Consider the following 22,818-nt stretch of genomic DNA (forward strand, 5'->3'; position numbering starts at 1 on the left):
ATAAAATATAAATATATGCACCGAAGAGCCTATTTATGCTTAATCCTCGTCCTAAATTTCTTGTTAAATAAACTATATATAAACAGTATTTATACTGTAAAAGAAAAGAAGTAAAAGAATTAACACCCATAACACAAGCCTTTATTGAAAATGAAAATAACTAATTGAAAATTATATGCAACATTCTTTTTAGTTTTTTCGGTATCGATGGGGAGTCATACCGATTTGTTGTTTAAATATTTTAATAAAATAATTTGGATCATCAAAACCGTTTAAATGAGCAATCTCACTAATTGCAAAATCTGTTTCTACTAGCATCTTACTAGCGTTTTGAATTCTAACTTGCTGTATATAGCGCTTAAATGGCAAGCCCTGTTTCTTCGAAAAAATCGTACTTAAATAATTGGGGCTGATGCCAAGCTTACGGGCGACAAAGGGAAGAGACAAGGAACTATCTTTAAATTGCTGATCAATAATTTCTAAAGCGAGCTCAACATAATCGGCTCTTTTCTCCATGCGGGCTTCACGGGATAGCTCTATTAATCTCTGTGTGAAAGAAATAATGCCATTGAGAATCGTATAAAAAATAGGATGCTCAATAATTAAATGGAATAGCTGGCGGTAGTTTTGTTCAATGACTGCTTTTTCGTGTAGTTTATATTTCAACATAAAGCGCCGAATTTGTGCTAACACACTTGTTAGATGGATGCGTAGGTCATCCTGCTCGTAATAGATGCCTTCATTAGAAAGTCGATATAAAAATGTTTTTACGGCTTCGAGATTACCCTCCTCCAGGCTACTTATTAATAATTGTTGTTCCTCTGGTGTTAGTAATGGATCGAAGGGGTGTATTTCAAATTGTTTACTTGCGTAAAAAATATGCCCGAATCCTTCGTAAAAACTTTGATGAAGTGTACGCTTTGTTAATGTATACATATTTTTAATGCTTGTAGTCGGTCCATCATATATCCCGATATTTAAAGAACTATTGCTAAACAAACGCCATTCCTTCATAAGAGTACGTACATCCTTCTCTACCAGCTTTATGTCTTGCGTTTGAAAAAGGCAGACGATTCTATTCGATAAAGGATAGGTTTTCATATGGAAGTGAATAGATGTTTGTTGAAGCCAATTGTAAAGCTTGTTATAGGTTTCAGTGTGCTCAGGTTCAATTATTGTAAAGTAAATGCCAGTTTCAATAGAGTTTGATTTCGTATCCAAAAATAAATGATTATAAAATGATTCATTTGCAGCCTCCTGGGCATAATCTGTATTTTGTGGTGAGCGCAAGGAAATGCCTGTCAGTTTTTGCTTTAATACTTCTAAATCAATGGGCTTTACAAACAGATGAGCTACCTGTAAATCAATGGCTTTCAATGCGTTTTTAAATAAGGGTTCTGTTGTTACGGCTAAAATAGCACCTGCAAGTTTTTGTAGATCTCGATAAAGAGAAGTTAAGCGATTATTAGGGATCATGTCGATATTTAACAGTATGGCATCCGGTTCAAATTGACGGATGTATTGAGGTACATCTGAAATAGTCGTGCACATGTCAATGAGAACATCGCCTGGAAAATAGGTATGTAAAAACCACTTAATGCCTGCTAGTTCAGTGGGGTCTCGATCGATTAATAACAGCTTCATAACATCTAACCTCGCTTATAATATTCTAGTTTCATATAAAAATACGATTATATTATTAAAAATAACATAGGAATCTGAAAAAAATCATGTTTTCTCTTTTAAAATTCTCTATATTCTGAAAAAGGTAGTTAGTACAATGGAAATAGAGTAATTAACCATCATTCAGCAGGACACTCATTTACAATGTAAACGCTTAAAGTAGTTGAATGCGGATGTTTTAGTGATTACGTTAAAATGAATTTTACATAAGCCATAAAGGGAATAGGGGGATGTCATGTGAAGTCGATCATCGAGCTTGATGGCAATACATTAACAAGACAACAAATTGAGGAAATCGCTAAAGGGCATGCAACAGTTGCACTTGCTACAGATAGTATAGAACGTATTCGTTTAAGTAGGGAACGGATCGAAAAGCGCTTAGCGGAGGGACAAACGATTTATGGTGTGAATACAGGTTTTGGCAAACTAAGCAATATAAAAATTGAGGAAGACGATATTGAGCTATTGCAACTGAACTTATTACGATCGGATGCAACAGGTGTGGGCCAGCCGTTTCCTACTGATGTTGTACGTGCCATGATGGTTTTACGTGCAAATGCCTTAGCTCGTGGATTTTCAGGTATTCGTGAGGAAACGGTACAGCTTTTATTAGATTTTATTAATAAAGGCGTACACCCAATTGTCCCGTCACAAGGTTCGGTTGGAGCAAGTGGAGATTTAGCGCCATTATCACATTTAGCTTTAGTCCTAGTGGGAGAAGGTAAGGCTGAGTTTAATGGAGAAGTGATGAGTGGTAGTGAGGCGTTACAGCAAGCGGGATTATCACCTGTTCGACTACAAGCTAAAGAGGGGCTGGCACTTGTAAACGGTACACAGGCTATGACAGGAATCGGTGTCTTAACCGTTAATGAGGCTGAAAGAATTGGGCTTGCGGCGGATATGGCTGCTAGTTTAACACTAGAAGCATTGAAGGGAATCACATCTGCGTTTGACCCAGCCCTTTTAGCGGTAAGGCCACATCCTGAGTTAGAGCTTGTTGGCGGTCGTATTCGTAAGTGGCTTGAGGGAAGTAAGCGAGTGACAAAGCAAGGAGAAATTCGTATGCAGGATGCATATTCACTGCGCTGTATTCCACAAGTGCACGGTGCTTCCTGGCAGTCTTTCTTTTACGCGGAGAACCGAGTACAAACGGAAATGAACGCCACGACCGATAATCCGATTGTTTTAGAAAACGGTGAAGTACTATCAGGTGGCCATTTTCATGGTCAACCAATTGCTTTAGCGATGGACTTTTTAAAAATTGGGGTAAGTGAATGGGCTAATATTTCAGAACGCCGTACAGAGCGAATGGTGAATCCTCAATTAAATGAAGGGTTACCACCATTTTTAGCGACAAACCCCGGGATTGAGTGCGGTCTGATGATTGCTCAATATACAGCAGCATCCATTGTCTCAGAAAATAAAGTGTTGGCTCATCCTTCTAGTGTAGATTCAATTCCTACATCAGGGAATCAGGAAGACCATGTAAGTATGGGGACAACTTCTGCTCGTCAAGTACGTCAGATTGTCCGAAATGCTGCCCTAGTTATAGCGATAGAAATGATTTGTGCATCACAGGCTATTTATTTAGATAAAGCGGAGGAACAATTATCACCAACCACACGAAAGTATTTAGAGAAAGTTCGTGAGTTTTGTCCACCGCTATTAGCAGATCAGCCGATCGGTGATGAAATTGAGGCGTTGGCGGAGTATTTATTAACTAGTGATGCTCTAGTAAAGGAATATATGTAAAGTTGCTTAAAAGATTTTAAGTTGGAAGAGCTGAGGCGAGACTTGGTTTTCTAAGTCGCCTCTGCTTTATAAGGGATTATTCGTTTTGATGTCTGAATATTCAGTTTTATTTATTATTAATGTATTTATTATTTTAAAGGAGCGTGTTTTTTTATGGTATTTAAAACAAGTATTCGTGCACCACATGGGAATCAACTAACTTGTAAAGGATGGACACAGGAAGCAGCGATGCGCATGCTGATGAACAATCTTGATCCTGAAGTAGCGGAGAATCCAGATGAGCTGATTGTTTACGGAGGTATTGGAAAGGCAGCTCGTAATTGGGAAAGTTATGAGCAAATTATTGCTTCATTAAAAAAACTAGAGAATGATGAGACATTATTGATCCAATCAGGGAAGCCCGTAGCTGTATTCCGTACACATGAACATTCTCCGCGTGTTTTAATTGCCAATTCCAATCTTGTACCAGCGTGGGCTAATTGGGACCATTTCTATGAATTAGAAGATCGAGATTTAATGATGTATGGTCAAATGACTGCTGGAAGCTGGATTTATATCGGCGCACAAGGTATTTTACAAGGTACTTATTTATCCTTCGTAGAAGCAGGGAAAAAAGTATTTGGCTCTGCAGATTTACGCGGTAAATTCATCCTTACAGGTGGTATGGGTGGGATGAGTGGTGCACAACCTCTAGCGGGGAAAATGGCTGGCGCTGTCATTCTAGTTGTAGAAGTAGAGCGTGCCCGCATTGAACGTAAAATAAAAGAGGGCTATTGTGATTATCTTGTAGAAACTGTGGATGAAGCGGTTGCATTAGTAAATAAATTACGTGACCAAAAAGAACCAGCCTCGATTGGCCTTGTTGGAAATTGTGCAGACGTCAATCGTGAACTGTTGAATCGAGGGATCATTCCAGACTTTGTCACAGACCAAACCTCTGCACATGACCCGATAAATGGCTATATACCGAATAACATGACATTTGAGGAAGCATTAGCACTTCGTAAATCAGATGTAAAAACATATGAACGAAGAGCTAAGGAAACTATGGCAGAGCATGTTCGTACAATGCTAGAGTTCCAAGAGGCTGGTGCAGAGGTGTTTGATTATGGCAATAATATTCGCGCCTATGCTAAAGAAATGGGCGTAACCAATGCTTTTGATTTCCCAGGCTTCGTACCAGCCTATATTCGTCCGTTGTTCTGTGAAGGGAAAGGGCCATTCCGCTGGGCTGCGCTTTCGGGAGACCCTGAGGATATTTATAAAACGGATGCACTTGCGAAAGAGATGTTCGCTGAAGATGAAGGTCTAGTTAATTGGATCGATATGGCACAAAAAATGGTTAAATGGCAAGGATTACCTGCACGTATTTGTTGGCTAGGCTATGGCGACCGTCATCGCTTTGCGTTAAAAGTAAATGAAATGGTAGCGAATGGTGAGTTATCAGCTCCAATTGTTTTTGGTCGTGATCATCTTGATTCAGGTTCTGTTGCTTCGCCAAACCGTGAAACAGAAGGGATGTTGGATGGTTCAGATGCAGTATCGGATTGGCCGATTTTAAATGCGCTAGTTAATACAGCAAGCGGCGCCAGCTGGGTAAGTGTTCACCATGGTGGTGGCGTAGGTATGGGCTATTCACAGCATGCAGGGCAAGTGTTAGTAGCGGACGGATCGGAGCTAGCAGCAGAGAAAATTGCACGCGTATTAATTTCAGACCCTGGTATGGGTGTGGCTCGTCACGCAGATGCAGGCTATGACATTGCTATTCGGACAGCTAAAAACAAAGGTGTGCAAATACCAATGTTAAAGGATGATGTAAAGTGACTGTCTTAATTAAAAATGCTAATGAAGTGATTACATTAAAAAATAATGTACGAGGACCTCGCACAAAGGAGCAAATGCAAGAAATTGCTATAGTGGAAAATGGTAGTGTTCTTATTGAAGAAGATCGAATTGTTGCTGTAGGTGCTTTAGAGCAATTAGAGGTAGATTTTCCTGAACTAGTGAAGAAGGCTACTACAATTGATGCTTCTGGTAAGGTCGTTATGCCAGGGTTAGTGGACTGTCATACACATCTCGTACATGGAGGAACCCGTGAAGAAGAGTTTAATATGCGGCTCAATGGTTCTACCTATATGGAAATTATGAATACGGGTGGTGGCATTCACGCTACAACAAAGCGTACACGAGAAACTAGCTTTGATGAGTTGTATGAAAAAACAAGGAAGCACTTAGATATATTTTTAAAGCATGGAGTCACAACCGTTGAAGCCAAATCAGGCTATGGATTGGATTGGGAGACGGAAAAGAAGCAGCTTGAAGTAGCGAAAAAGTTGCAAGCAACGCATGATATGGATGTTATTAGTACTTTTATGGGTGCACATGCAGTACCTCGCGACTATAAAGGGCGTGAGGATGAGTTTGTGGATGTTTTGATTCATGAAATGCTACCAAAAGTTGCAGAGTTAGAACTGGCTGAATTTAATGATGTATTTTGTGAAAAAGGTGTCTTTACACCAGAACAATCTGAGCGTATTTTAGAGGCTGGGAAAGCCCTTGGATTAACACCGAAAATACATGCCGATGAAATTGAGCCTTATAAAGGTGCTGAACTTGCTGCAGAAGTGGGAGCCATTTCGGCAGAGCATTTGTTAGTAGCCTCTGATGAAGGTATTCAAAAAATGGCTGAAGCGGGTACAATTGCTGTCTTGCTGCCAGGAACTGCATTCTTTTTACGTGCTCCGTTCGCAAGAGGCCGTCTAATGATTGATGAAGGGGTACCTGTAGCCATTTCAACGGACTTTAATCCAGGATCATCTCCGACTATGAGTCTACCATTTATAATGAATTTAGCTTGCATGCATATGGGAATGACACTAGAGGAGGTACTAACGGCAACAACAATTAATGCTGCGTATGCAGTGAATCGAGGCGAACAAATAGGTTCCCTTGAAGTGGATAAAAAAGCGGATGTTATTATTTTAGATGTTGCTAATTATAAGCAATTACAATACTTCTATGGCATGAACCATACAAATACAGTTATTAAAAATGGGCAAGTTGTTGTACAAAATGGAATTTTGCTGAAAGAACAATAAAGTAAATGGGCATAAATAAGGCATAAAAGCTTTATTTATGCTTTTTTATTTTGATTAAAAAAATCTGATGATAATAGCTCTTTGAGGTACTAAATAAATAGGTTGCATTTTTTTCGGTAGGGGTTTATAATTCAATTAAATAGTAATTCATTGATTACAAATTACTGAAACCTTGTAATGATTAAAGGGGTTATATGATGTCAAAATTTCGGACGGAAGAAGAAATGCTAGCGCATTATGATTCTTCAAAATATAAAACACCTGATGGATACACAGCAGATATCGCAATTTTTACGATTACTTCGGAGAAAACAGAAGAAAAGGCACCGCCGAACATGACACTTAAAATTATGTTAATTAAGCGTGCTGCTAAAGATGCTGATGGAAATGCCAATATTGAAGGTGGAAAATGGGCGCTTCCGGGTGGGTTTGTAGATGCTCATCAAAAGGAATCAGCCTATATTGCAGCAAAAAGAGAGTTAAAAGAAGAGACGAATGTAGAAGGGTTACATGTTCAGCACTTTGGTGTTTACGATGATATCAACCGAGATCCTCGTGGCTGGATGATTTCAAATGCTTTTTATGCGATTGTTCCTGAGGAGCATATGGAACAGCGACAAGCAAATGATGATGCAGATGATGTAGAGTTATTTGATATTGAAAATGTATTTACACTTCAACTAGCCTTTGATCATCGTAAAATCATTGCAGATGCACTCGAATTTATTAAAAAAGACATGGTGCAAACAACCGTTGCTAAAAATTTTTTACCACAAGAGTTTACCTTATCAGAATTACAACGGGTACTACTGACAGTTGAAGACGATCCACGAATCGCTAATGATTCTGTATTTTTTACAAAAGCACCTAAACTACCTTTTATCGAAAAAGTAGTGGATGTGGAAGGAAAACCGAAGAAAACAAAGCGTAATTCGTTTAGGCCATCACAGCTGTATACTTTTAATGATTTTGAAGTAGTGGAATCGATTTATCATTAGGAAAGATTCGTCTTTCCTGATAACTTTAAAAACAGTAATTTGTAATTTAAGTATTACTAATTAAAAATTGGAGTGATAAAACGATGAAAAAGAGAGCATTAATTAATATTGATTACACTGTTGATTTTGTTGCAACTGATGGAGCTCTAACTTGTGGGGAGCCGGGACAACAGCTTGAGCAGGCGATTGTTAATTTAACAAGTGAATTTATCTCAAATAATGAGTTCACAGTATTCGCTATAGATGTTCATGAGCAAGAAGATGTTTATCATCCTGAAACAAAGCTATTTCCTCCACATAATATTCGTCATACCAAAGGGCGAGATTTATACGGGGCTTTAAAAACATTGTACGAAGGTAAGCAAGAATTGGAACATGTCTATTATATAGATAAAACTCGTTACTCGGCCTTTGCAGGGACAGATTTGGAGTTGAAATTGCGTGAAAGAGGAATTACAGAGCTTCATTTAATTGGTGTTTGTACAGACATCTGTGTTCTTCATACGGCTGTAGATGCTTATAATAAAGGGTTCGATCTTGTCATTCATAAAAACGCTGTCGCATCCTTTAATCAAACAGGACATGAGTGGGCTTTAAGTCATTTTGAGCATACACTTGGTGCCTCTGTTATTTGATAGTAAAGAATGGAGGGAAATGACGTGAAATACGCAGATGATAGTTTCATGTTACACACCGATTTATACCAAATAAATATGGTTCAGACCTATTGGAAGGACGCGGTTCATCAACGAAAGGCTGTTTTTGAGCTGTATTTTAGAAAACTTCCATTTGGCAATGGTTATGCGATATTCGCTGGCTTAAAAAAAGTAATGGAGTTTATTAATAACTTTGGTTTTTCTCAAAGTGATATTGAATATTTGCGTGAAGAAGGGAACTATCCAGAGGAATTTCTCCACTATCTCCAGAATCTAAAGTTTACAGGAACTATAAGGGGGATGAGAGAAGGAGAGTTGGTTTTTGCCAATGAACCTATTTTGCGAATCGAGGCACCATTGGCTGAAGCGCAATTAATAGAAACCCCCTTGCTAAATATTGTTAATTTCCAAACGCTAATCGCGACGAAAGCTTCGCGTATTAAAGAAGTGACGGGTGAGGATGTTGTGATGGAGTTTGGAACCCGTCGTGCTCACGAATTCGATGCGGCAATTTGGGGAACTCGTGCTGCTTATATCGGTGGCTTTTCTGCAACAAGTAATGTGCGTGCAGGTAAATTATTTGGTATTCCAGTTTCAGGAACACATGCGCATGCTATGATTCAAACCTATAGAGATGAATATACTGCGTTTAAAAAATATGCAGCTGCACATAAAGACTGTGTATTCTTAGTAGATACTTATGATACGTTACGGTCAGGTGTTCCGAATGCCATCAAAGTAGCGAAGGAATTGGGAGATCAAATTAATTTTATTGGTATCCGTTTAGACAGTGGTGATTTAGCCTATTTATCAAAGGTAGCAAGAAAAATGCTAGATGATGCAGGCTTTAAGGAAACAAAAATTATAGCATCCAATGATTTAGACGAATATACTATTATGCATTTAAAATCTCAAGGGGCGAAAATTGATGCTTGGGGAATCGGCACGAAGCTAATTACAGCCTACGATCAAGCTGCTTTAGGTGGAGTATACAAGTTAGTCTCTATTGAAAATGAAAATGGGGAAATGGTTGATACTATAAAAATCTCTGCGAATCCAGAAAAGGTGACGACTCCTGGGCGCAAACGAGTCTATCGTATTGTTAATAATGAGAATGGTCATGCTGAAGGTGACTATATTGCCCTTGATGAGGAAAATATTCAGCAAACAGAACGATTAAAGATGTTCCACCCTGTTCATACGTATATAACTAAGTTTGTGACGAATTTTACAGCGATCGAGTTACATGAAAGCATTGTAGAAAATGGGAAAGTAGTATTTGAGGAACCTACAATTCAAGAGACACAAGCATATGCAAAGAAAAATTTAAAATTATTATGGTGTGAGTACAAACGAACGATGAACCCGGAAGAGTACCCAGTTGATTTGAGTCAGGCTTGCTGGGATCACAAGAGAGCTATTATTCATGATATTAAAGAAAAAATTTCGAAGAAGATGGATACTAGATAAAAAATGACAGGAGGAAGATACGATGGCGAGAATAGGTATTTATGGTTCATCCTTTGATCCTATCACCAATGTTCATCTTTGGACTGCTAGCACGGTTGCACACCGTTGTAAATTAGATAAGGTCATATTTTTACCCTGTTCAAATAAGCGAAAAGATAAAACTATAAAAACAGAAGATAAGCATCGGTGGAATATGCTACATTTAGCAATTGCTAAGGATGATCGTTTTATAGCAGATTCCTATGAGATGGATCAAGAGGGATGGAATATTTACACGTATGACACGATGAAATACTTTAGGGAAAAACATCCAGAAGATGAAATCCACTTTATTATGGGCGCAGATTTATTAGTAGACATTGGAGCAGGACTATGGAAAAAGGGAGACGCATTAGTTACCGAAAATAAATTCATAGTTATGGCGAGGCATGGGGTTGATATGCTATCAACAATTAGCCGATCCCCGATTTTAAGAAATAATGATGATGGGAGATTTCATCTTATTGATAAGGGCTTAGCCATGGAAATTAGCTCTACCTATATTCGGGAAGAATTTGCGATGGGTGGAGAGCCAAGATATCTTTTGCCCAATGCTTGTTATGACTATATTAAAGAACATCATCTATATAAGAAATAAAAGTGTGGTTGCATGCCACACTTATTTTAATTTTGAAAAGATGGTGACTTTTACTATTTCTAGCCATTCGTAAGCTATAATAGAAATAGCAATGGTGACGGCTTTTTTGCTGTCAAAAATTTTAATGATTAATGTTAGAAAGGAATTCATGAATGTGCAGCTTACATTAACATTTCTTATTTTAGGTGCAACAATTTTCGCATTTGTGACCAATAAAATACGAGCAGATCTTGTAGCAATTGTGTCACTTTTAGCATTTGTTATTACAGATATTCTAACGCCCACAGAGGCATTAGCTGGATTTTCAAACTCTGTAGTTTTAATGATTGCAGGGCTTTTCGTCGTGGGTGCAGGAATATTACGCACAGGTCTTGCGGGAATGGCAGGACAGTTATTACTTAAATGGTCGGGCAATAGTGAGTTGAAACTATTTGTATTACTACTCATCATTGTTGGATCTGTCGGTGCATTTATGAGCAATACAGGTACTGTCGCATTAATGATGCCAATAGTTGTAAGTATAGCGATTAGTATGAAGGTCAGCCCTTCTAAATTTTTATTGCCACTCTCATACGTAGCTAGTCTATCGGGTCTTATGACGTTGATTGCGTCCCCAACCAATTTAATTGTCAGTCAGTTATTGGTAGATAGAGGATATAGCAAACTTGGATTTTTTGAGATAACTCCAATTGGTATAGTGGGTATGATTGCAGGAATTGCTTATCTAGTACTTGTGCGCAATATTCTGTTACCGAAAGATCAACATCGTACGCAAACAAATGAGGGCTATAAGCTTTCACCCAAGAAAATCATAAAGCAATATGATTTAAATAATCGACTATTCAAAATTTCTGTTCCAGAAGAATCACCTATTATTGAAACGTCGTTAGCAGAGTTAAAGCTACCAGCCAAGTACACGCTCTGTATGATGAAAATTCATCGCAAGTCACAAGAAGGTATCAATTTACTACCTATGACGTATCAAGAAATGGCTGGTCCCACAAGTGTGATTCATGCAAAGGACGAGCTGTATGTTCAAGGGGAAGAAGCGGATATTCGTCACTTTGTTGAGGATTATCACCTCGAGATGCAAGGATTAGTAGAAGGGGAAGCTGATGAATTGGTTTCGAAGCACCTCGGTATTGCAGAGGTATTGCTTACGCCAAATTCAAGCTTTATCAATGAAACAGTTAGTTCGTTAGGGTTTAGAGAAAAATACAATCTAAATATAATTGGTATTAATCGTAAGGGTGGTTATAAACTCCAAGACATGGTTTCGCATAAGTTGAAATTTGGAGACGCTATTTTAGTGCAAGGAGCTTGGGATGAAATTCTTTTATTAGCGAGAGAGACCCAAGATGTTGTGGTTGTGGGTCAGCCAAAAGAACACGCGAGTGTAGCAGCGGCAACAGGAAAAGCTGGTATTGCGGGGATTATTATGCTGTTTATGATTATGTTAATGGCATTTGAAATTTTCCCTGCTGTTATTTCTGTTATGATTGGTGCCGTTTTAATGATATTAACTGGTTGCTTACGGAACATGGAAGATGCGTATAGCAATATGAATTTTGAAAGTATAGTGCTAGTGGCCGCTATGCTACCAATGGCGACAGCGTTAGAAAAAACAGGAGGCATGGCTATATTATCTGACGGGATTATTAAAGTTCTTGGTGACTATGGTCCCTATGGTGTCCTCATAGGTGTTTATATTTTGACAGCTGTCTTTGGACAATTTATTAGTAATACGGCGACGGCTGTATTGTTTGCACCAATAGCTATGAGTGCTGCAATAGCAATGGAGGTTAATCCTACAACATTTATGATTGCAGTAGCAGTAGCCGCGAGTATGGCGTTTGCCACACCAATTGCATCCCCAACTAATGCGCTGGTAATGACAGCTGGGGGCTATAAATTTATGGACTTTGTAAGAATAGGGATACCGTTACAAATTGTTATGTTTATTGTCATGATGATAACTATCCCATTCTTTTTCCCATTATAAAATTCAGTTTAAGACTATAGATAAACTCAAACTTTTGAGTTTATCTATAGTCTTTTTTGAAATCAAGTAAAGTCGTTGACTCCATTTAGGAGTGTAGTGCCCCTCATTCCAGTTCACCTTTATATAAAAAACTGCATCTACATACTGAAAGATCGGTTTAATATCGATTTTTTTCCTGCTATCAAAAAAAATCTATTAATTTTTTCTTGTAAGATATGATAAAATTATATTTTAATTAGTGGTATAACATAAACCTTAAGGGTGAAAATATTATTTGTAGTCAAAGGTTTATTTTGATTATTAATATAGGAAGTAATTCTATGTCGAGAAAAAAAGTTAAACTTTTTTTGAAAAAGTGTTGACCTTTTAAAAATAAGGGTGTAGTATTATACAAGTCGCCACGGTGACACGCTAAAACAAAGCAAAACATGAACCTTGAAAACTGAACAAGCAAAACGTAATCAATAAAGTTTTAAGTAACTAGCTTAGCTAGTGAACAAAACAAAATTTTGGACATCAAAATTGATGCCAGCAAAACAATTTGAGCTAATCAAATTTCTTTTATGGAGAGTTTGATCCTGGCTCAGGACGAACGCTGGCGGCGTGCCTAATACATGCAAGTCGAGCGAACAGAGAAGGAGCTTGCTCCTTCGACGTTAGCGGCGGACGGGTGAGTAACACGTGGGCAACCTACCTTATAGTTTGGGATAACTCCGGGAAACCGGGGCTAATACCGAATAATCTGTTTCACCTCATGGTGAAACACTGAAAGACGGTTTCGGCTGTCGCTATAGGATGGGCCCGCGGCGCATTAGCTAGTTGGTGAGGTAACGGCTCACCAAGGCGACGATGCGTAGCCGACCTGAGAGGGTGATCGGCCACACTGGGACTGAGACACGGCCCAGACTCCTACGGGAGGCAGCAGTAGGGAATCTTCCACAATGGGCGAAAGCCTGATGGAGCAACGCCGCGTGAGTGAAGAAGGATTTCGGTTCGTAAAACTCTGTTGTAAGGGAAGAACAAGTACAGTAGTAACTGGCTGTACCTTGACGGTACCTTATTAGAAAGCCACGGCTAACTACGTGCCAGCAGCCGCGGTAATACGTAGGTGGCAAGCGTTGTCCGGAATTATTGGGCGTAAAGCGCGCGCAGGTGGTTTCTTAAGTCTGATGTGAAAGCCCACGGCTCAACCGTGGAGGGTCATTGGAAACTGGGAGACTTGAGTGCAGAAGAGGATAGTGGAATTCCAAGTGTAGCGGTGAAATGCGTAGAGATTTGGAGGAACACCAGTGGCGAAGGCGACTATCTGGTCTGTAACTGACACTGAGGCGCGAAAGCGTGGGGAGCAAACAGGATTAGATACCCTGGTAGTCCACGCCGTAAACGATGAGTGCTAAGTGTTAGGGGGTTTCCGCCCCTTAGTGCTGCAGCTAACGCATTAAGCACTCCGCCTGGGGAGTACGGTCGCAAGACTGAAACTCAAAGGAATTGACGGGGGCCCGCACAAGCGGTGGAGCATGTGGTTTAATTCGAAGCAACGCGAAGAACCTTACCAGGTCTTGACATCCCGTTGACCACTGTAGAGATATAGTTTCCCCTTCGGGGGCAACGGTGACAGGTGGTGCATGGTTGTCGTCAGCTCGTGTCGTGAGATGTTGGGTTAAGTCCCGCAACGAGCGCAACCCTTGATCTTAGTTGCCATCATTTAGTTGGGCACTCTAAGGTGACTGCCGGTGACAAACCGGAGGAAGGTGGGGATGACGTCAAATCATCATGCCCCTTATGACCTGGGCTACACACGTGCTACAATGGACGATACAAACGGTTGCCAACTCGCGAGAGGGAGCTAATCCGATAAAGTCGTTCTCAGTTCGGATTGTAGGCTGCAACTCGCCTACATGAAGCCGGAATCGCTAGTAATCGCGGATCAGCATGCCGCGGTGAATACGTTCCCGGGCCTTGTACACACCGCCCGTCACACCACGAGAGTTTGTAACACCCGAAGTCGGTGAGGTAACCTTTTGGAGCCAGCCGCCGAAGGTGGGATAGATGATTGGGGTGAAGTCGTAACAAGGTAGCCGTATCGGAAGGTGCGGCTGGATCACCTCCTTTCTAAGGATATTTTCGGAATACAAACCTTGGGTTTGTAAGATTACGTTTTGCGTTCAGTTTTGAAGGTTCATTCTTCTGAATGAAATACTTCAAAACTTGTTCTTTGAAAACTGGATAAAACGACATTGAAATAGTAACAAACACATTTATTTTTTTAAGTTTTTTATAGGCTTAATAACATTAAAAGGTTTCAAGACACGAGCAGTTAAATGCGATGTGTATTGGAAGCTGATAGGTTAAGTTATTAAGGGCGCACGGCGAATGCCTTGGCACTAGGAGCCGAAGAAGGACGGCACTAACACCGATATGCTTCGGGGAGCTGTAAGTGAGCTTTGATCCGGAGATTTCCGAATGGGGGAACCCACTACGTTTAATCGCGTAGTATCTTGACGTGAATACATAGCGTCTTGAAGGCAGACCCAGGGAACTGAAACATCTAAGTACCTGGAGGAAGAGAAAGAAAAATCGATTCCCTGAGTAGCGGCGAGCGAAACGGGAAGAGCCCAAACCAAGAGGCTTGCCTCTTGGGGTTGTAGGACACTCAATACGGAGTTACAAAAGAGCGAGTTAGATGAAGCGACTTGGAAAGGTCCGCCAGAGCAGGTAAAAGCCCTGTAGTCGAAAGTTCGTTCCCTCCTGAGTGGATCCTGAGTACGGCGGAACACGTGAAATTCCGTCGGAATCCGGGAGGACCATCTCCCAAGGCTAAATACTACCTAGTGACCGATAGTGAACCAGTACCGTGAGGGAAAGGTGAAAAGCACCCCGGAAGGGGAGTGAAAGAGATCCTGAAACCGTGTGCCTACAAGTAGTTAGAGCCCGTTAATGGGTGATAGCGTGCCTTTTGTAGAATGAACCGGCGAGTTACGATTACGTGCGAGGTTAAGCTTTAGAAGGCGGAGCCGCAGCGAAAGCGAGTCTGAATAGGGCGAAATAGTACGTGGTCGTAGACCCGAAACCAGGTGATCTACCCATGTCCAGGGTGAAGGTAAGGTAACACTTACTGGAGGCCCGAACCCACGCACGTTGAAAAGTGCGGGGATGAGGTGTGGGTAGCGGAGAAATTCCAATCGAACTTGGAGATAGCTGGTTCTCTCCGAAATAGCTTTAGGGCTAGCCTCGTGATGAGAATACTGGAGGTAGAGCACTGTTTGGACTAGGGGGCCATCCCGGTTTACCGAATTCAGACAAACTCCGAATGCCAGATATTTATACACGGGAGTCAGACTGCGAGTGATAAGATCCGTAGTCAAAAGGGAAACAGCCCAGACCACCAGCTAAGGTCCCAAAGTAATCGTTAAGTGGAAAAGGATGTGGCGTTGCACAGACAACCAGGATGTTGGCTTAGAAGCAGCCATCATTTAAAGAGTGCGTAATAGCTCACTGGTCGAGTGACGCTGCGCCGAAAATGTATCGGGGCTAAACGATTCACCGAAGCTGTGGATTGACATCTACGATGTCAGTGGTAGGAGAGCGTTCTAAGTGCGTTGAAGTCAGACCGGAAGGACTGGTGGAGCGCTTAGAAGTGAGAATGCCGGTATGAGTAGCGAAAGACGGGTGAGAATCCCGTCCACCGTATGACTAAGGTTTCCTGAGGAAGGCTCGTCCGCTCAGGGTTAGTCGGGACCTAAGCCGAGGCCGATAGGCGTAGGCGATGGACAACAGGTTGATATTCCTGTACCACCTCCTCACCGTTTGAGAAATGGGGGGACGCAGTAGGATAGGGTAAGCGCGCTGTTGGTTATGCGCGTCCAAGCAGTAAGGCGTGTGTGTAGGCAAATCCGCACACTGTAACGTTGAGCTGTGATGGCGAGTCCGTATGGACGAAGTTCCTGATTTCACACTGCCAAGAAAAGCCTCTATCGAGGTGAGAGGTGCCCGTACCGCAAACCGACACAGGTAGTCGAGGAGAGAATCCTAAGGTGTGCGAGAGAACTCTCGTTAAGGAACTCGGCAAAATGACCCCGTAACTTCGGGAGAAGGGGTGCTCTTGAGCGTGCAAGCGCATGAGAGCCGCAGTGAATAGGCCCAGGCGACTGTTTAGCAAAAACACAGGTCTCTGCAAAACCGTAAGGTGACGTATAGGGGCTGACGCCTGCCCGGTGCTGGAAGGTTAAGAGGAGTGGTTAGCGCAAGCGAAGCTGCGAATTGAAGCCCCAGTAAACGGCGGCCGTAACTATAACGGTCCTAAGGTAGCGAAATTCCTTGTCGGGTAAGTTCCGACCCGCACGAAAGGCGTAACGATCTGGGCACTGTCTCAACGAGAGACTCGGTGAAATTATAGTACCTGTGAAGATGCAGGTTACCCGCGACAGGACGGAAAGACCCCGTGGAGCTTTACTGTAGCCTGATATTGAATTTTGGTACAACTTGTACAGGATAGGTAGGAGCCAGAGATCTCGGAGCGCCAGCTTCGAAGGAGGCGTCGGTGGGATACTACCCTGGTTGTATTGAAATTCTAACCCATGCCCCTTAGCGGGGCAGGAGACAGTGTCAGGCGGACAGTTTGACTGGGGCGGTCGCCTCCTAAAAGGTAACGGAGGCGCCCAAAGGTTCCCTCAGAATGGTTGGAAATCATTCGTAGAGTGTAAAGGCACAAGGGAGCTTGACTGCGAGACCTACAAGTCGAGCAGGGTCGAAAGACGGGCTTAGTGATCCGGTGGTTCCGCATGGAAGGGCCATCGCTCAACGGATAAAAGCTACCCCGGGGATAACAGGCTTATCTCCCCCAAGAGTCCACATCGACGGGGAGGTTTGGCACCTCGATGTCGGCTCATCGCATCCTGGGGCTGTAGTCGGTCCCAAGGGTTGGGCTGTTCGCCCATTAAAGCGGTACGCGAGCTGGGTTCAGAACGTCGTGAGACAGTTCGGTCCCTATCCGTCGTGGGCGTAGGAAATTTGAGAGGAGCTGTCCTTAGTACGAGAGGACCGGGATGGACACACCGCTGGTGTACCAGTTGTCTTGCCAAAGGCATCGCTGGGTAGCTATGTGTGGACGGGATAAGTGCTGAAAGCATCTAAGCATGAAGCCCCCCTCAAGATGAGATTTCCCATTACGCAAGTAAGTAAGATCCCTCAAAGACGATGAGGTAGATAGGTTCGAGGTGGAAGTGTGGTGACACATGGAGCTGACGAATACTAATCGATCGAGGACTTAACCAAAAAAGTTTGAAACCTTCAATGAACCGTTTATCCAGTTTTGAAAGAATAAGCTTTCAATTGAATAAGTGAAGTGATGATGGCAAAGAGGTCACACCCGTTCCCATACCGAACACGGAAGTTAAGCTCTTTAGCGCCGATGGTAGTTGGGGGCTTCCCCCTGTGAGAGTAGGACGTCGCTTCGCTTATTTTTTATGGAGGATTAGCTCAGTTGGGAGAGCACCTGCCTTACAAGCAGGGGGTCGGCGGTTCGAGCCCGTCATCCTCCACCATTTTGGTCCCGTGGTGTAGCGGTTAACATGCCTGCCTGTCACGCAGGAGATCGCCGGTTCGATCCCGGTCGGGACCGTTATTTTTTTATTGCCGGTGTAGCTCAGTTGGTAGAGCAACTGACTTGTAATCAGTAGGTCGTGGGTTCGACTCCTATCGCCGGCACCATTATTCCCTTGGAGGGGTAGCGAAGTGGCTAAACGCGGCGGACTGTAAATCCGCTCCTTAGGGTTCGGCGGTTCGAATCCGTCCCCCTCCACCATTTTAGGGGCATAGTTCAACGGTAGAATAGAGGTCTCCAAAACCTTTGGTGTGGGTTCGATTCCTACTGCCCCTGCCAGGTATTGAGGTACTCGTTCATATATGGCTGTTATTATATAGTGGCGGTTGTGGCGAAGTGGTTAACGCATCGGATTGTGGTTCCGACATTCGTGGGTTCGATTCCCATCAGTCGCCCCATTTTAAAATTGGGGTATAGCCAAGCGGTAAGGCAACGGATTTTGATTCCGTCATGCCTAGGTTCGAATCCTAGTACCCCAGCCATTTTTTATTTTACGAGCCATTAGCTCAGTTGGTAGAGCATCTGACTTTTAATCAGAGGGTCGAAGGTTCGAGTCCTTCATGGCTCATCATTTTTTATTAATTTTGCGCCCGTAGCTCAATTGGATAGAGCGTCTGACTACGGATCAGAAGGTTATGGGTTCGACTCCTGTCGGGCGCGCCAATTTATTCATGTTTTCGGAATGTAGCTCAGCTTGGTAGAGCACTTGGTTTGGGACCAAGGGGTCGTAGGTTCGAATCCTGTCATTCCGATCATCTATAAATGGGGCCTTAGCTCAGCTGGGAGAGCGCCTGCCTTGCACGCAGGAGGTCAGCGGTTCGATCCCGCTAGGCTCCACCATTTTAATATTTTTGGAGGTATACCCAAGTCTGGCTGAAGGGATCGGTCTTGAAAACCGACAGGCGGGTAACACCGCGCGGGGGTTCGAATCCCTCTACCTCCTCCATTTCGGGTCAGTAGCTCAGTTGGTAGAGCATTAGATTGAAGCTCTAAGTGTCGGCGGTTCGATTCCGTCCTGACCCACCATTATTTGCGGGTGTAGTTTAATGGTAAAACCTCAGCCTTCCAAGCTGATGTCGTGAGTTCGATTCTCATCACCCGCTCCAAAATGGGCCTATAGCTCAGCTGGTTAGAGCGCACGCCTGATAAGCGTGAGGTCGATGGTTCGAGTCCATTTAGGCCCATCATTATTCCGAAGTAGCTCAGTTGGTAGTAGCACCTGACTGTTAATCAGGTTGTCGCAGGTTCGAGTCCTGCCTTCGGAGCCACGGCCCGTTGGTCAAGTGGTTAAGACACCGCCCTTTCACGGCGGTAACACGGGTTCGAATCCCGTACGGGTCATCAAGCATGTAGCACAGTTGTGTGCTACATGCTTTTTTTATCTTTGCATAAACAGGTATCAAAGCTATAAATCCTTTGACAAGGTTTTGTAGCTTTTTAATGTTAGGTCTAAACATTTCCTTCTACCAAATGCTCATAATCCCTCTCTTTTTATAGGCTCGTTTAAAGGAGTACTATAATTCAATTACTACTTGGAACGATGCTTTATAGTAAATTTGAACAAACTATTTCATATATGCAATATGTATGTTTTTTCACTAGCTATTTTCATGGTGCTTATTGCCTCGTTCCTCTAATATGAGGATAAGTGGAGGAATCGATATGAATATACAGGAGATACAATGTTTTTTAAATCAATACCAGCTGGAACAAAATGAATCCAAACTTTGGTTAGAAAATAGATTACAACAGATTAAAAGTGCAGGGGAATATAAGCCTACAACAGAGGAGCTAGTTTTTGGCGCACGAGTTGCATGGCGTAATAGCAATAAATGTATTGGACGGTTGTTTTGGCAATCATTGCATGTAGTAGATGCACGAGAAGTTTTAGATGAACAGGGCATTTTTCAAAAGTTACTAGAGCATATTGAGTATGCCACTAATCATGGGAAAATTCGTCCAACTATAACAGTGTTTGCAACTGACAGAGTACGGATTTGGAATCATCAGCTAATTCGTTATGCAGGCTACGAAACAGAAGAAGGCATTATTGGAGATGCACATTCCATCATTTTTACAAAAGTATGTGAATCGATGGGCTGGAAAGGCGAGCGTACGCCGTTTGATGTATTACCACTTGTCATACAGGTAGATGGACATGCTCCCCAACTATTTACGATTCCTACCGAGTATATTTTAGAGGTTCCAATACGTCATCCGGAATCGGAAGCTGTAGAGAAATTAGAATTGAAATGGTATGCTGTTCCTATTATTTCGAGTATGCGTTTTCAAATGGCTGGCATTGATTTTCAAGCAGCTCCATTTAATGGCTGGTATATGGGGACTGAAATTGGGGCACGCAATTTAGCCGATCATGAGCGTTATAATATGCTCCCAGCTATTGCGGATATATTTAATCTGGATACAACCAAACAAGCTTCTCTTTGGCGTGACCGAGCATTAGTGGAGCTCAATATAGCTGTCCTTCATTCTTTTAAAGAGAATGGTGTGAGCATTGTAGATCATCATACTGCTGCTCAGCAGTTTAAATTATTTGAGGAAGCTGAGGAATCAGCAGGGCGAGAAGTTACGGGTAACTGGACATGGTTAATCCCACCACTTTCCCCTGCGACCACTCATATATTCCATAAGCCTTATGTAAATACCTACCATACGCCCAATTATTTTTATCAGAAACCATGTTATTAACTTTAAAGGAGTTGTTCATAAACGAACAGCTCCTAAGTACCTTTTTAGGAGAGAGGCAATTCAAGATGTTGAACCAAAATATTTCGAATATCCCTTGGCAACAATTGACGACACCTTATGGCAGAGGAACAGACATTCCTCGCCTAATTGAACAGGAACAATATCAAGAGCTGACTGAACTAATCGAACATCAAGGAACACTTTGGCAGGTGACGCCATGGGTTTTGCTTATTCTTTTAAAAAAGCTTTCAAGTAAAAATGTGAAGGAAGTCTCCTTAGCAGAAATAGAGCTTTATTTAGCTGTGGCTCATGCAATAACTGAGGATTATCAAGATTCAACACATAACGTTTCAACGATGCAAGAGCTTTTGGATACGAAATATTTATGGGTGGAAAATGAAGAGGATGATGAGCTGGAATGGGAGGAAGATACACCTAGAGGCTATGAACCAGAAGCTTTTTTAGGCTATTATTATTTTAGTTTTTTACTCCTTCAAGAGGCAATCCCTGTTTTTACTGCTATTAAGGCACATACCAAGAGCACAACAGAGGAACTTGAGGAACTGCTAGCCTTACTAAAACATCAAAAAAAGAAATGGATATAGACAAAAAGCAGATGGGGTCAGATCACTTCCCCAACTGCTTAAATTTAATGGACATATTCATCTTTAGAGGCTCGCATGGAACATAAGAAGAGTGTCATAGCAACAACAACAAAGAGCCAGCCGGCAATATTCCAACCACCAAATAAATCATGGAGGTATCCGAAAAGAATCGGCCCAATGGCAGCGAATAAATAGCCCAATGATTGTGCAAACCCTGATAGATCAGCGGCTTCAAATGCTGTACGTGTGCGAAGTGTAAAGAACATCATTGCTAATGCGAATGAAGCTCCACCTGCTAAACCTAGAAGGATCATCCATAATATCCCCAACGTTGTCCATTCCATTACAACGCCGACAAATCCTACTAAATAGAACGATGTAAACATAAGGACAAGTGGTCTTTGTGAAGTCATTTTACCAGCAATAATGGGGACAGCCAATGCCATGGGGACTTGTGAGAATTGCATAATGGAAAACATCCAACCAGCTTTATCAGGAGCCAATCCCTGCGCAATATAAATTTCAGGAATCCAAGCTGCTGTCGTATAAAATAATAAAGATTGTAAGCCCATTGCACCTGTTACTGCCCATGTAACAGGTGATTTCCAAAGGGGTTTACCTGTTTTTTTGGCCGTAGTAGCTGGTTCTGGCTTATTCAATTTCAATTGAGGTATCCAAATTAAAATCGTTAATACGACTAATATAAGCGCCACAGCCAATGCTCCCTGCCAACCTAGTGAAGAATTAGCTATTGGATAACTAATACCTGCTCCAAGTCCAGCCGTTAAGTTCATCGACATAGTAAAAAATGCCATTAGTAACCCTACATGGTATGGAAATTTTAATTTTAATAAACCTGGAATCAACACATTTCCAAATGATATGGCTACGCCAATGAGCACTGTGCCAAATACAAGTAACCCTGTTGTACCGAGGGAGCGTAGTACAATTCCTAAGGCCAATAAAATCGTGGATAAAAATAAGGTTAGCTCAAGCCCAAGTTTTCGTGCTACAACTGGTGCGAATGGTGATATAGTGGCAAAAGCAAGCAATGGAATAGTTGTCAAAAAACCGGCTAGAACATTGGAAATACCAAGATCGTCACGGATAAAGGATACAATTGGACCCACAACAGTTAGTGGCATTCGTAATGTAGACGCTATAAATATTATTCCAAAAACTAATAATAAGGTTGTTCCCTTCCAGCTAATTTTTCTATTCGTGTAGCTGGCGGAATGATCATGTAAAGTCAAAATTATTCCCCCCGTTATTACCATTCTAATTGAACTACTATAACACTTTATTACACTATTAAAAATAGTGGAAAATTCACAAAATACAAAACATTAATGGTTATATTGAAATGTCTTAGGTCTTATGTTAGTATAGTAAATATCATAAATTTAATAATTATATGCCTCATGTTTGTAATGAGGTAGAGGTCGCGATATTTATAAGTAAGCTTATTGAAATGACAAGCATTGAAGAGATTAGCTGAAAGGAAATATTGCCGAAGTGTGAGGGGACTTGAAAACCTCATGCTGGGGCTGTCTCCGAAAGGAACAGAACTGTCACGTTTGTACAACGTGTTGAGCTATCGTTTAGG

General features: G+C 41.8%; 12 protein-coding genes, 17 tRNA genes, 3 rRNA genes and 1 riboswitch. Of the genes, 30 read left to right on the forward strand and 2 right to left on the reverse strand.

Translation table 11 applies throughout. From position 1 onward, the window contains the following. Positions 1-189 precede the first annotated feature (189 nt). Complete coding sequence (locus MKX57_RS01135; RefSeq protein ID WP_342550682.1) at positions 190-1,644, reverse strand: helix-turn-helix domain-containing protein; 1,455 nt, start codon at positions 1,642-1,644, stop codon at positions 190-192. A 276-nt stretch (positions 1,645-1,920) separates the two neighbouring features. Here MKX57_RS01135 and hutH point away from each other — a divergent pair, with 276 nt between their 5' ends. The 30 genes from hutH to MKX57_RS01285 all read left to right on the forward strand — a co-directional run bounded on the left by hutH (position 1,921) and on the right by MKX57_RS01285 (position 21,212). Continuing rightward, entirely contained in the window at positions 1,921-3,435 is a 1,515-nt protein-coding gene (gene hutH / locus MKX57_RS01140; protein WP_089986931.1) for a histidine ammonia-lyase, read from the forward strand. 153 nt (positions 3,436-3,588) lie between these two features. Further along, positions 3,589-5,259 carry a urocanate hydratase gene (hutU, locus tag MKX57_RS01145; protein WP_089986932.1) on the forward strand — a complete coding sequence of 557 codons (1,671 nt, stop codon included), beginning with the start codon at positions 3,589-3,591 and terminating at the stop codon, positions 5,257-5,259. Beyond that, positions 5,256-6,533, forward strand: coding sequence for an imidazolonepropionase (hutI, locus tag MKX57_RS01150; protein WP_089986933.1), 1,278 nt, complete (start codon positions 5,256-5,258; stop codon positions 6,531-6,533). Before hutU ends, hutI begins: the two co-directional genes overlap by 4 nt. A 197-nt stretch (positions 6,534-6,730) precedes the next feature. Then, positions 6,731-7,531: an NUDIX domain-containing protein gene (locus MKX57_RS01155; RefSeq protein ID WP_089986934.1), complete on the forward strand. Its 801-nt coding sequence runs from the start codon at positions 6,731-6,733 to the stop codon at positions 7,529-7,531. Positions 7,532-7,614: 83 nt separating this feature from the next. Beyond that, on the forward strand, positions 7,615-8,166 hold the full coding sequence (locus MKX57_RS01160) for an isochorismatase family cysteine hydrolase (RefSeq protein ID WP_036220239.1): 552 nt from the start codon (positions 7,615-7,617) through the stop codon (positions 8,164-8,166). 9 nt (positions 8,167-8,175) lie between these two features. Further along, entirely contained in the window at positions 8,176-9,657 is a 1,482-nt protein-coding gene (locus MKX57_RS01165) for a nicotinate phosphoribosyltransferase (protein ID WP_342531586.1), read from the forward strand. 22 nt (positions 9,658-9,679) lie between these two features. Further along, the gene (gene nadD / locus MKX57_RS01170) at positions 9,680-10,294 is read left to right on the forward strand and encodes a nicotinate-nucleotide adenylyltransferase (RefSeq protein WP_089986936.1); all 615 of its coding nucleotides are present in this window, start codon (positions 9,680-9,682) and stop codon (positions 10,292-10,294) included. A gap of 148 nt (positions 10,295-10,442) precedes the next feature. Continuing rightward, complete coding sequence (locus MKX57_RS01175) at positions 10,443-12,296, forward strand: SLC13 family permease (RefSeq protein WP_089986939.1); 1,854 nt, start codon at positions 10,443-10,445, stop codon at positions 12,294-12,296. Between the two features lie 560 nt (positions 12,297-12,856). Further along, a 16S ribosomal RNA gene (locus MKX57_RS01180) occupies positions 12,857-14,408 on the forward strand. 234 nt (positions 14,409-14,642) lie between these two features. Further along, positions 14,643-17,570: ribosomal RNA gene (locus MKX57_RS01185) — 23S ribosomal RNA — on the forward strand. A 66-nt stretch (positions 17,571-17,636) separates the two neighbouring features. Next, positions 17,637-17,752 (forward strand): 5S ribosomal RNA (gene rrf / locus MKX57_RS01190). Together the 16S, 23S and 5S rRNA genes with 17 tRNA genes alongside form the textbook arrangement of a ribosomal RNA operon. 11 nt (positions 17,753-17,763) lie before the next feature. After that, a tRNA-Val gene (locus MKX57_RS01195) sits at positions 17,764-17,839 on the forward strand. 4 nt (positions 17,840-17,843) lie between these two features. Then, positions 17,844-17,916: transfer RNA gene (locus MKX57_RS01200), tRNA-Asp, on the forward strand. A 13-nt stretch (positions 17,917-17,929) separates the two neighbouring features. After that, positions 17,930-18,005: transfer RNA gene (locus MKX57_RS01205), tRNA-Thr, on the forward strand. A 10-nt stretch (positions 18,006-18,015) separates the two neighbouring features. Continuing rightward, positions 18,016-18,099: transfer RNA gene (locus MKX57_RS01210), tRNA-Tyr, on the forward strand. Between the two features lie 4 nt (positions 18,100-18,103). Then, positions 18,104-18,177, forward strand: a tRNA-Trp gene (locus tag MKX57_RS01215). Between the two features lie 43 nt (positions 18,178-18,220). Then, a tRNA-His gene (locus tag MKX57_RS01220) sits at positions 18,221-18,296 on the forward strand. Between the two features lie 9 nt (positions 18,297-18,305). Further along, a tRNA-Gln gene (locus MKX57_RS01225) sits at positions 18,306-18,380 on the forward strand. A 13-nt stretch (positions 18,381-18,393) separates the two neighbouring features. After that, positions 18,394-18,466, forward strand: a tRNA-Lys gene (locus tag MKX57_RS01230). An 18-nt stretch (positions 18,467-18,484) separates the two neighbouring features. Further along, a tRNA-Arg gene (locus tag MKX57_RS01235) sits at positions 18,485-18,561 on the forward strand. Positions 18,562-18,576: 15 nt separating this feature from the next. Next, a tRNA-Pro gene (locus MKX57_RS01240) sits at positions 18,577-18,650 on the forward strand. Between the two features lie 12 nt (positions 18,651-18,662). Continuing rightward, positions 18,663-18,738: transfer RNA gene (locus tag MKX57_RS01245), tRNA-Ala, on the forward strand. Positions 18,739-18,751: 13 nt separating this feature from the next. Beyond that, positions 18,752-18,844, forward strand: a tRNA-Ser gene (locus MKX57_RS01250). Positions 18,845-18,848: 4 nt separating this feature from the next. Next, positions 18,849-18,924, forward strand: a tRNA-Phe gene (locus MKX57_RS01255). Between the two features lie 6 nt (positions 18,925-18,930). Beyond that, positions 18,931-19,004 (forward strand) — tRNA-Gly (locus tag MKX57_RS01260). 4 nt (positions 19,005-19,008) lie between these two features. Then, positions 19,009-19,082: transfer RNA gene (locus MKX57_RS01265), tRNA-Ile, on the forward strand. 7 nt (positions 19,083-19,089) lie between these two features. Continuing rightward, positions 19,090-19,166 (forward strand) — tRNA-Asn (locus MKX57_RS01270). Position 19,167: 1 nt separating this feature from the next. Further along, positions 19,168-19,239 (forward strand) — tRNA-Glu (locus tag MKX57_RS01275). Between the two features lie 321 nt (positions 19,240-19,560). Beyond that, a complete protein-coding gene (locus MKX57_RS01280; RefSeq protein WP_008179633.1) occupies positions 19,561-20,607 on the forward strand; it encodes a nitric oxide synthase oxygenase in 1,047 nt (348 codons plus the stop codon). Positions 20,608-20,672: 65 nt separating this feature from the next. After that, complete coding sequence (locus MKX57_RS01285; RefSeq protein WP_342531590.1) at positions 20,673-21,212, forward strand: hypothetical protein; 540 nt, start codon at positions 20,673-20,675, stop codon at positions 21,210-21,212. Positions 21,213-21,256: 44 nt separating this feature from the next. On the opposite strand, the gene MKX57_RS01290 is transcribed toward MKX57_RS01285, so the two are convergent. After that, positions 21,257-22,489 carry an MFS transporter gene (locus MKX57_RS01290; protein WP_008179626.1) on the reverse strand — a complete coding sequence of 411 codons (1,233 nt, stop codon included), beginning with the start codon at positions 22,487-22,489 and terminating at the stop codon, positions 21,257-21,259. A 151-nt stretch (positions 22,490-22,640) separates the two neighbouring features. Then, positions 22,641-22,817: riboswitch (Lysine riboswitch) on the forward strand. Position 22,818: the final 1 nt, after the last annotated feature.

Origin of the sequence: Lysinibacillus sp. FSL M8-0216 (assembly GCF_038595555.1) — a bacterium.
GTDB lineage: Bacteria > Bacillota > Bacilli > Bacillales_A > Planococcaceae > Lysinibacillus > Lysinibacillus fusiformis.

Excerpts from the sequence above, each read along its gene's own strand:
- MKX57_RS01175 (WP_089986939.1), top strand. The coding sequence starts at position 10,443 with ATGAATGTGCAGCTTACATTAACATTTCTTATTTTAGGTGCAACAATT.
- MKX57_RS01290 (WP_008179626.1), bottom strand. The coding sequence starts at position 22,489 with ATGGTAATAACGGGGGGAATAATTTTGACTTTACATGATCATTCCGCC.
- MKX57_RS01155 (WP_089986934.1), top strand. The coding sequence starts at position 6,731 with ATGTCAAAATTTCGGACGGAAGAAGAAATGCTAGCGCATTATGATTCT.
- MKX57_RS01135 (WP_342550682.1), bottom strand. The coding sequence starts at position 1,644 with ATGAAGCTGTTATTAATCGATCGAGACCCCACTGAACTAGCAGGCATT.
- MKX57_RS01160 (WP_036220239.1), top strand. The coding sequence starts at position 7,615 with ATGAAAAAGAGAGCATTAATTAATATTGATTACACTGTTGATTTTGTT.
- MKX57_RS01165 (WP_342531586.1), top strand. The coding sequence starts at position 8,176 with ATGGAGGGAAATGACGTGAAATACGCAGATGATAGTTTCATGTTACAC.
- MKX57_RS01285 (WP_342531590.1), top strand. The coding sequence starts at position 20,673 with ATGTTGAACCAAAATATTTCGAATATCCCTTGGCAACAATTGACGACA.
- MKX57_RS01280 (WP_008179633.1), top strand. The coding sequence starts at position 19,561 with ATGAATATACAGGAGATACAATGTTTTTTAAATCAATACCAGCTGGAA.
- nadD (WP_089986936.1), top strand. The coding sequence starts at position 9,680 with ATGGCGAGAATAGGTATTTATGGTTCATCCTTTGATCCTATCACCAAT.
- hutU (WP_089986932.1), top strand. The coding sequence starts at position 3,589 with ATGGTATTTAAAACAAGTATTCGTGCACCACATGGGAATCAACTAACT.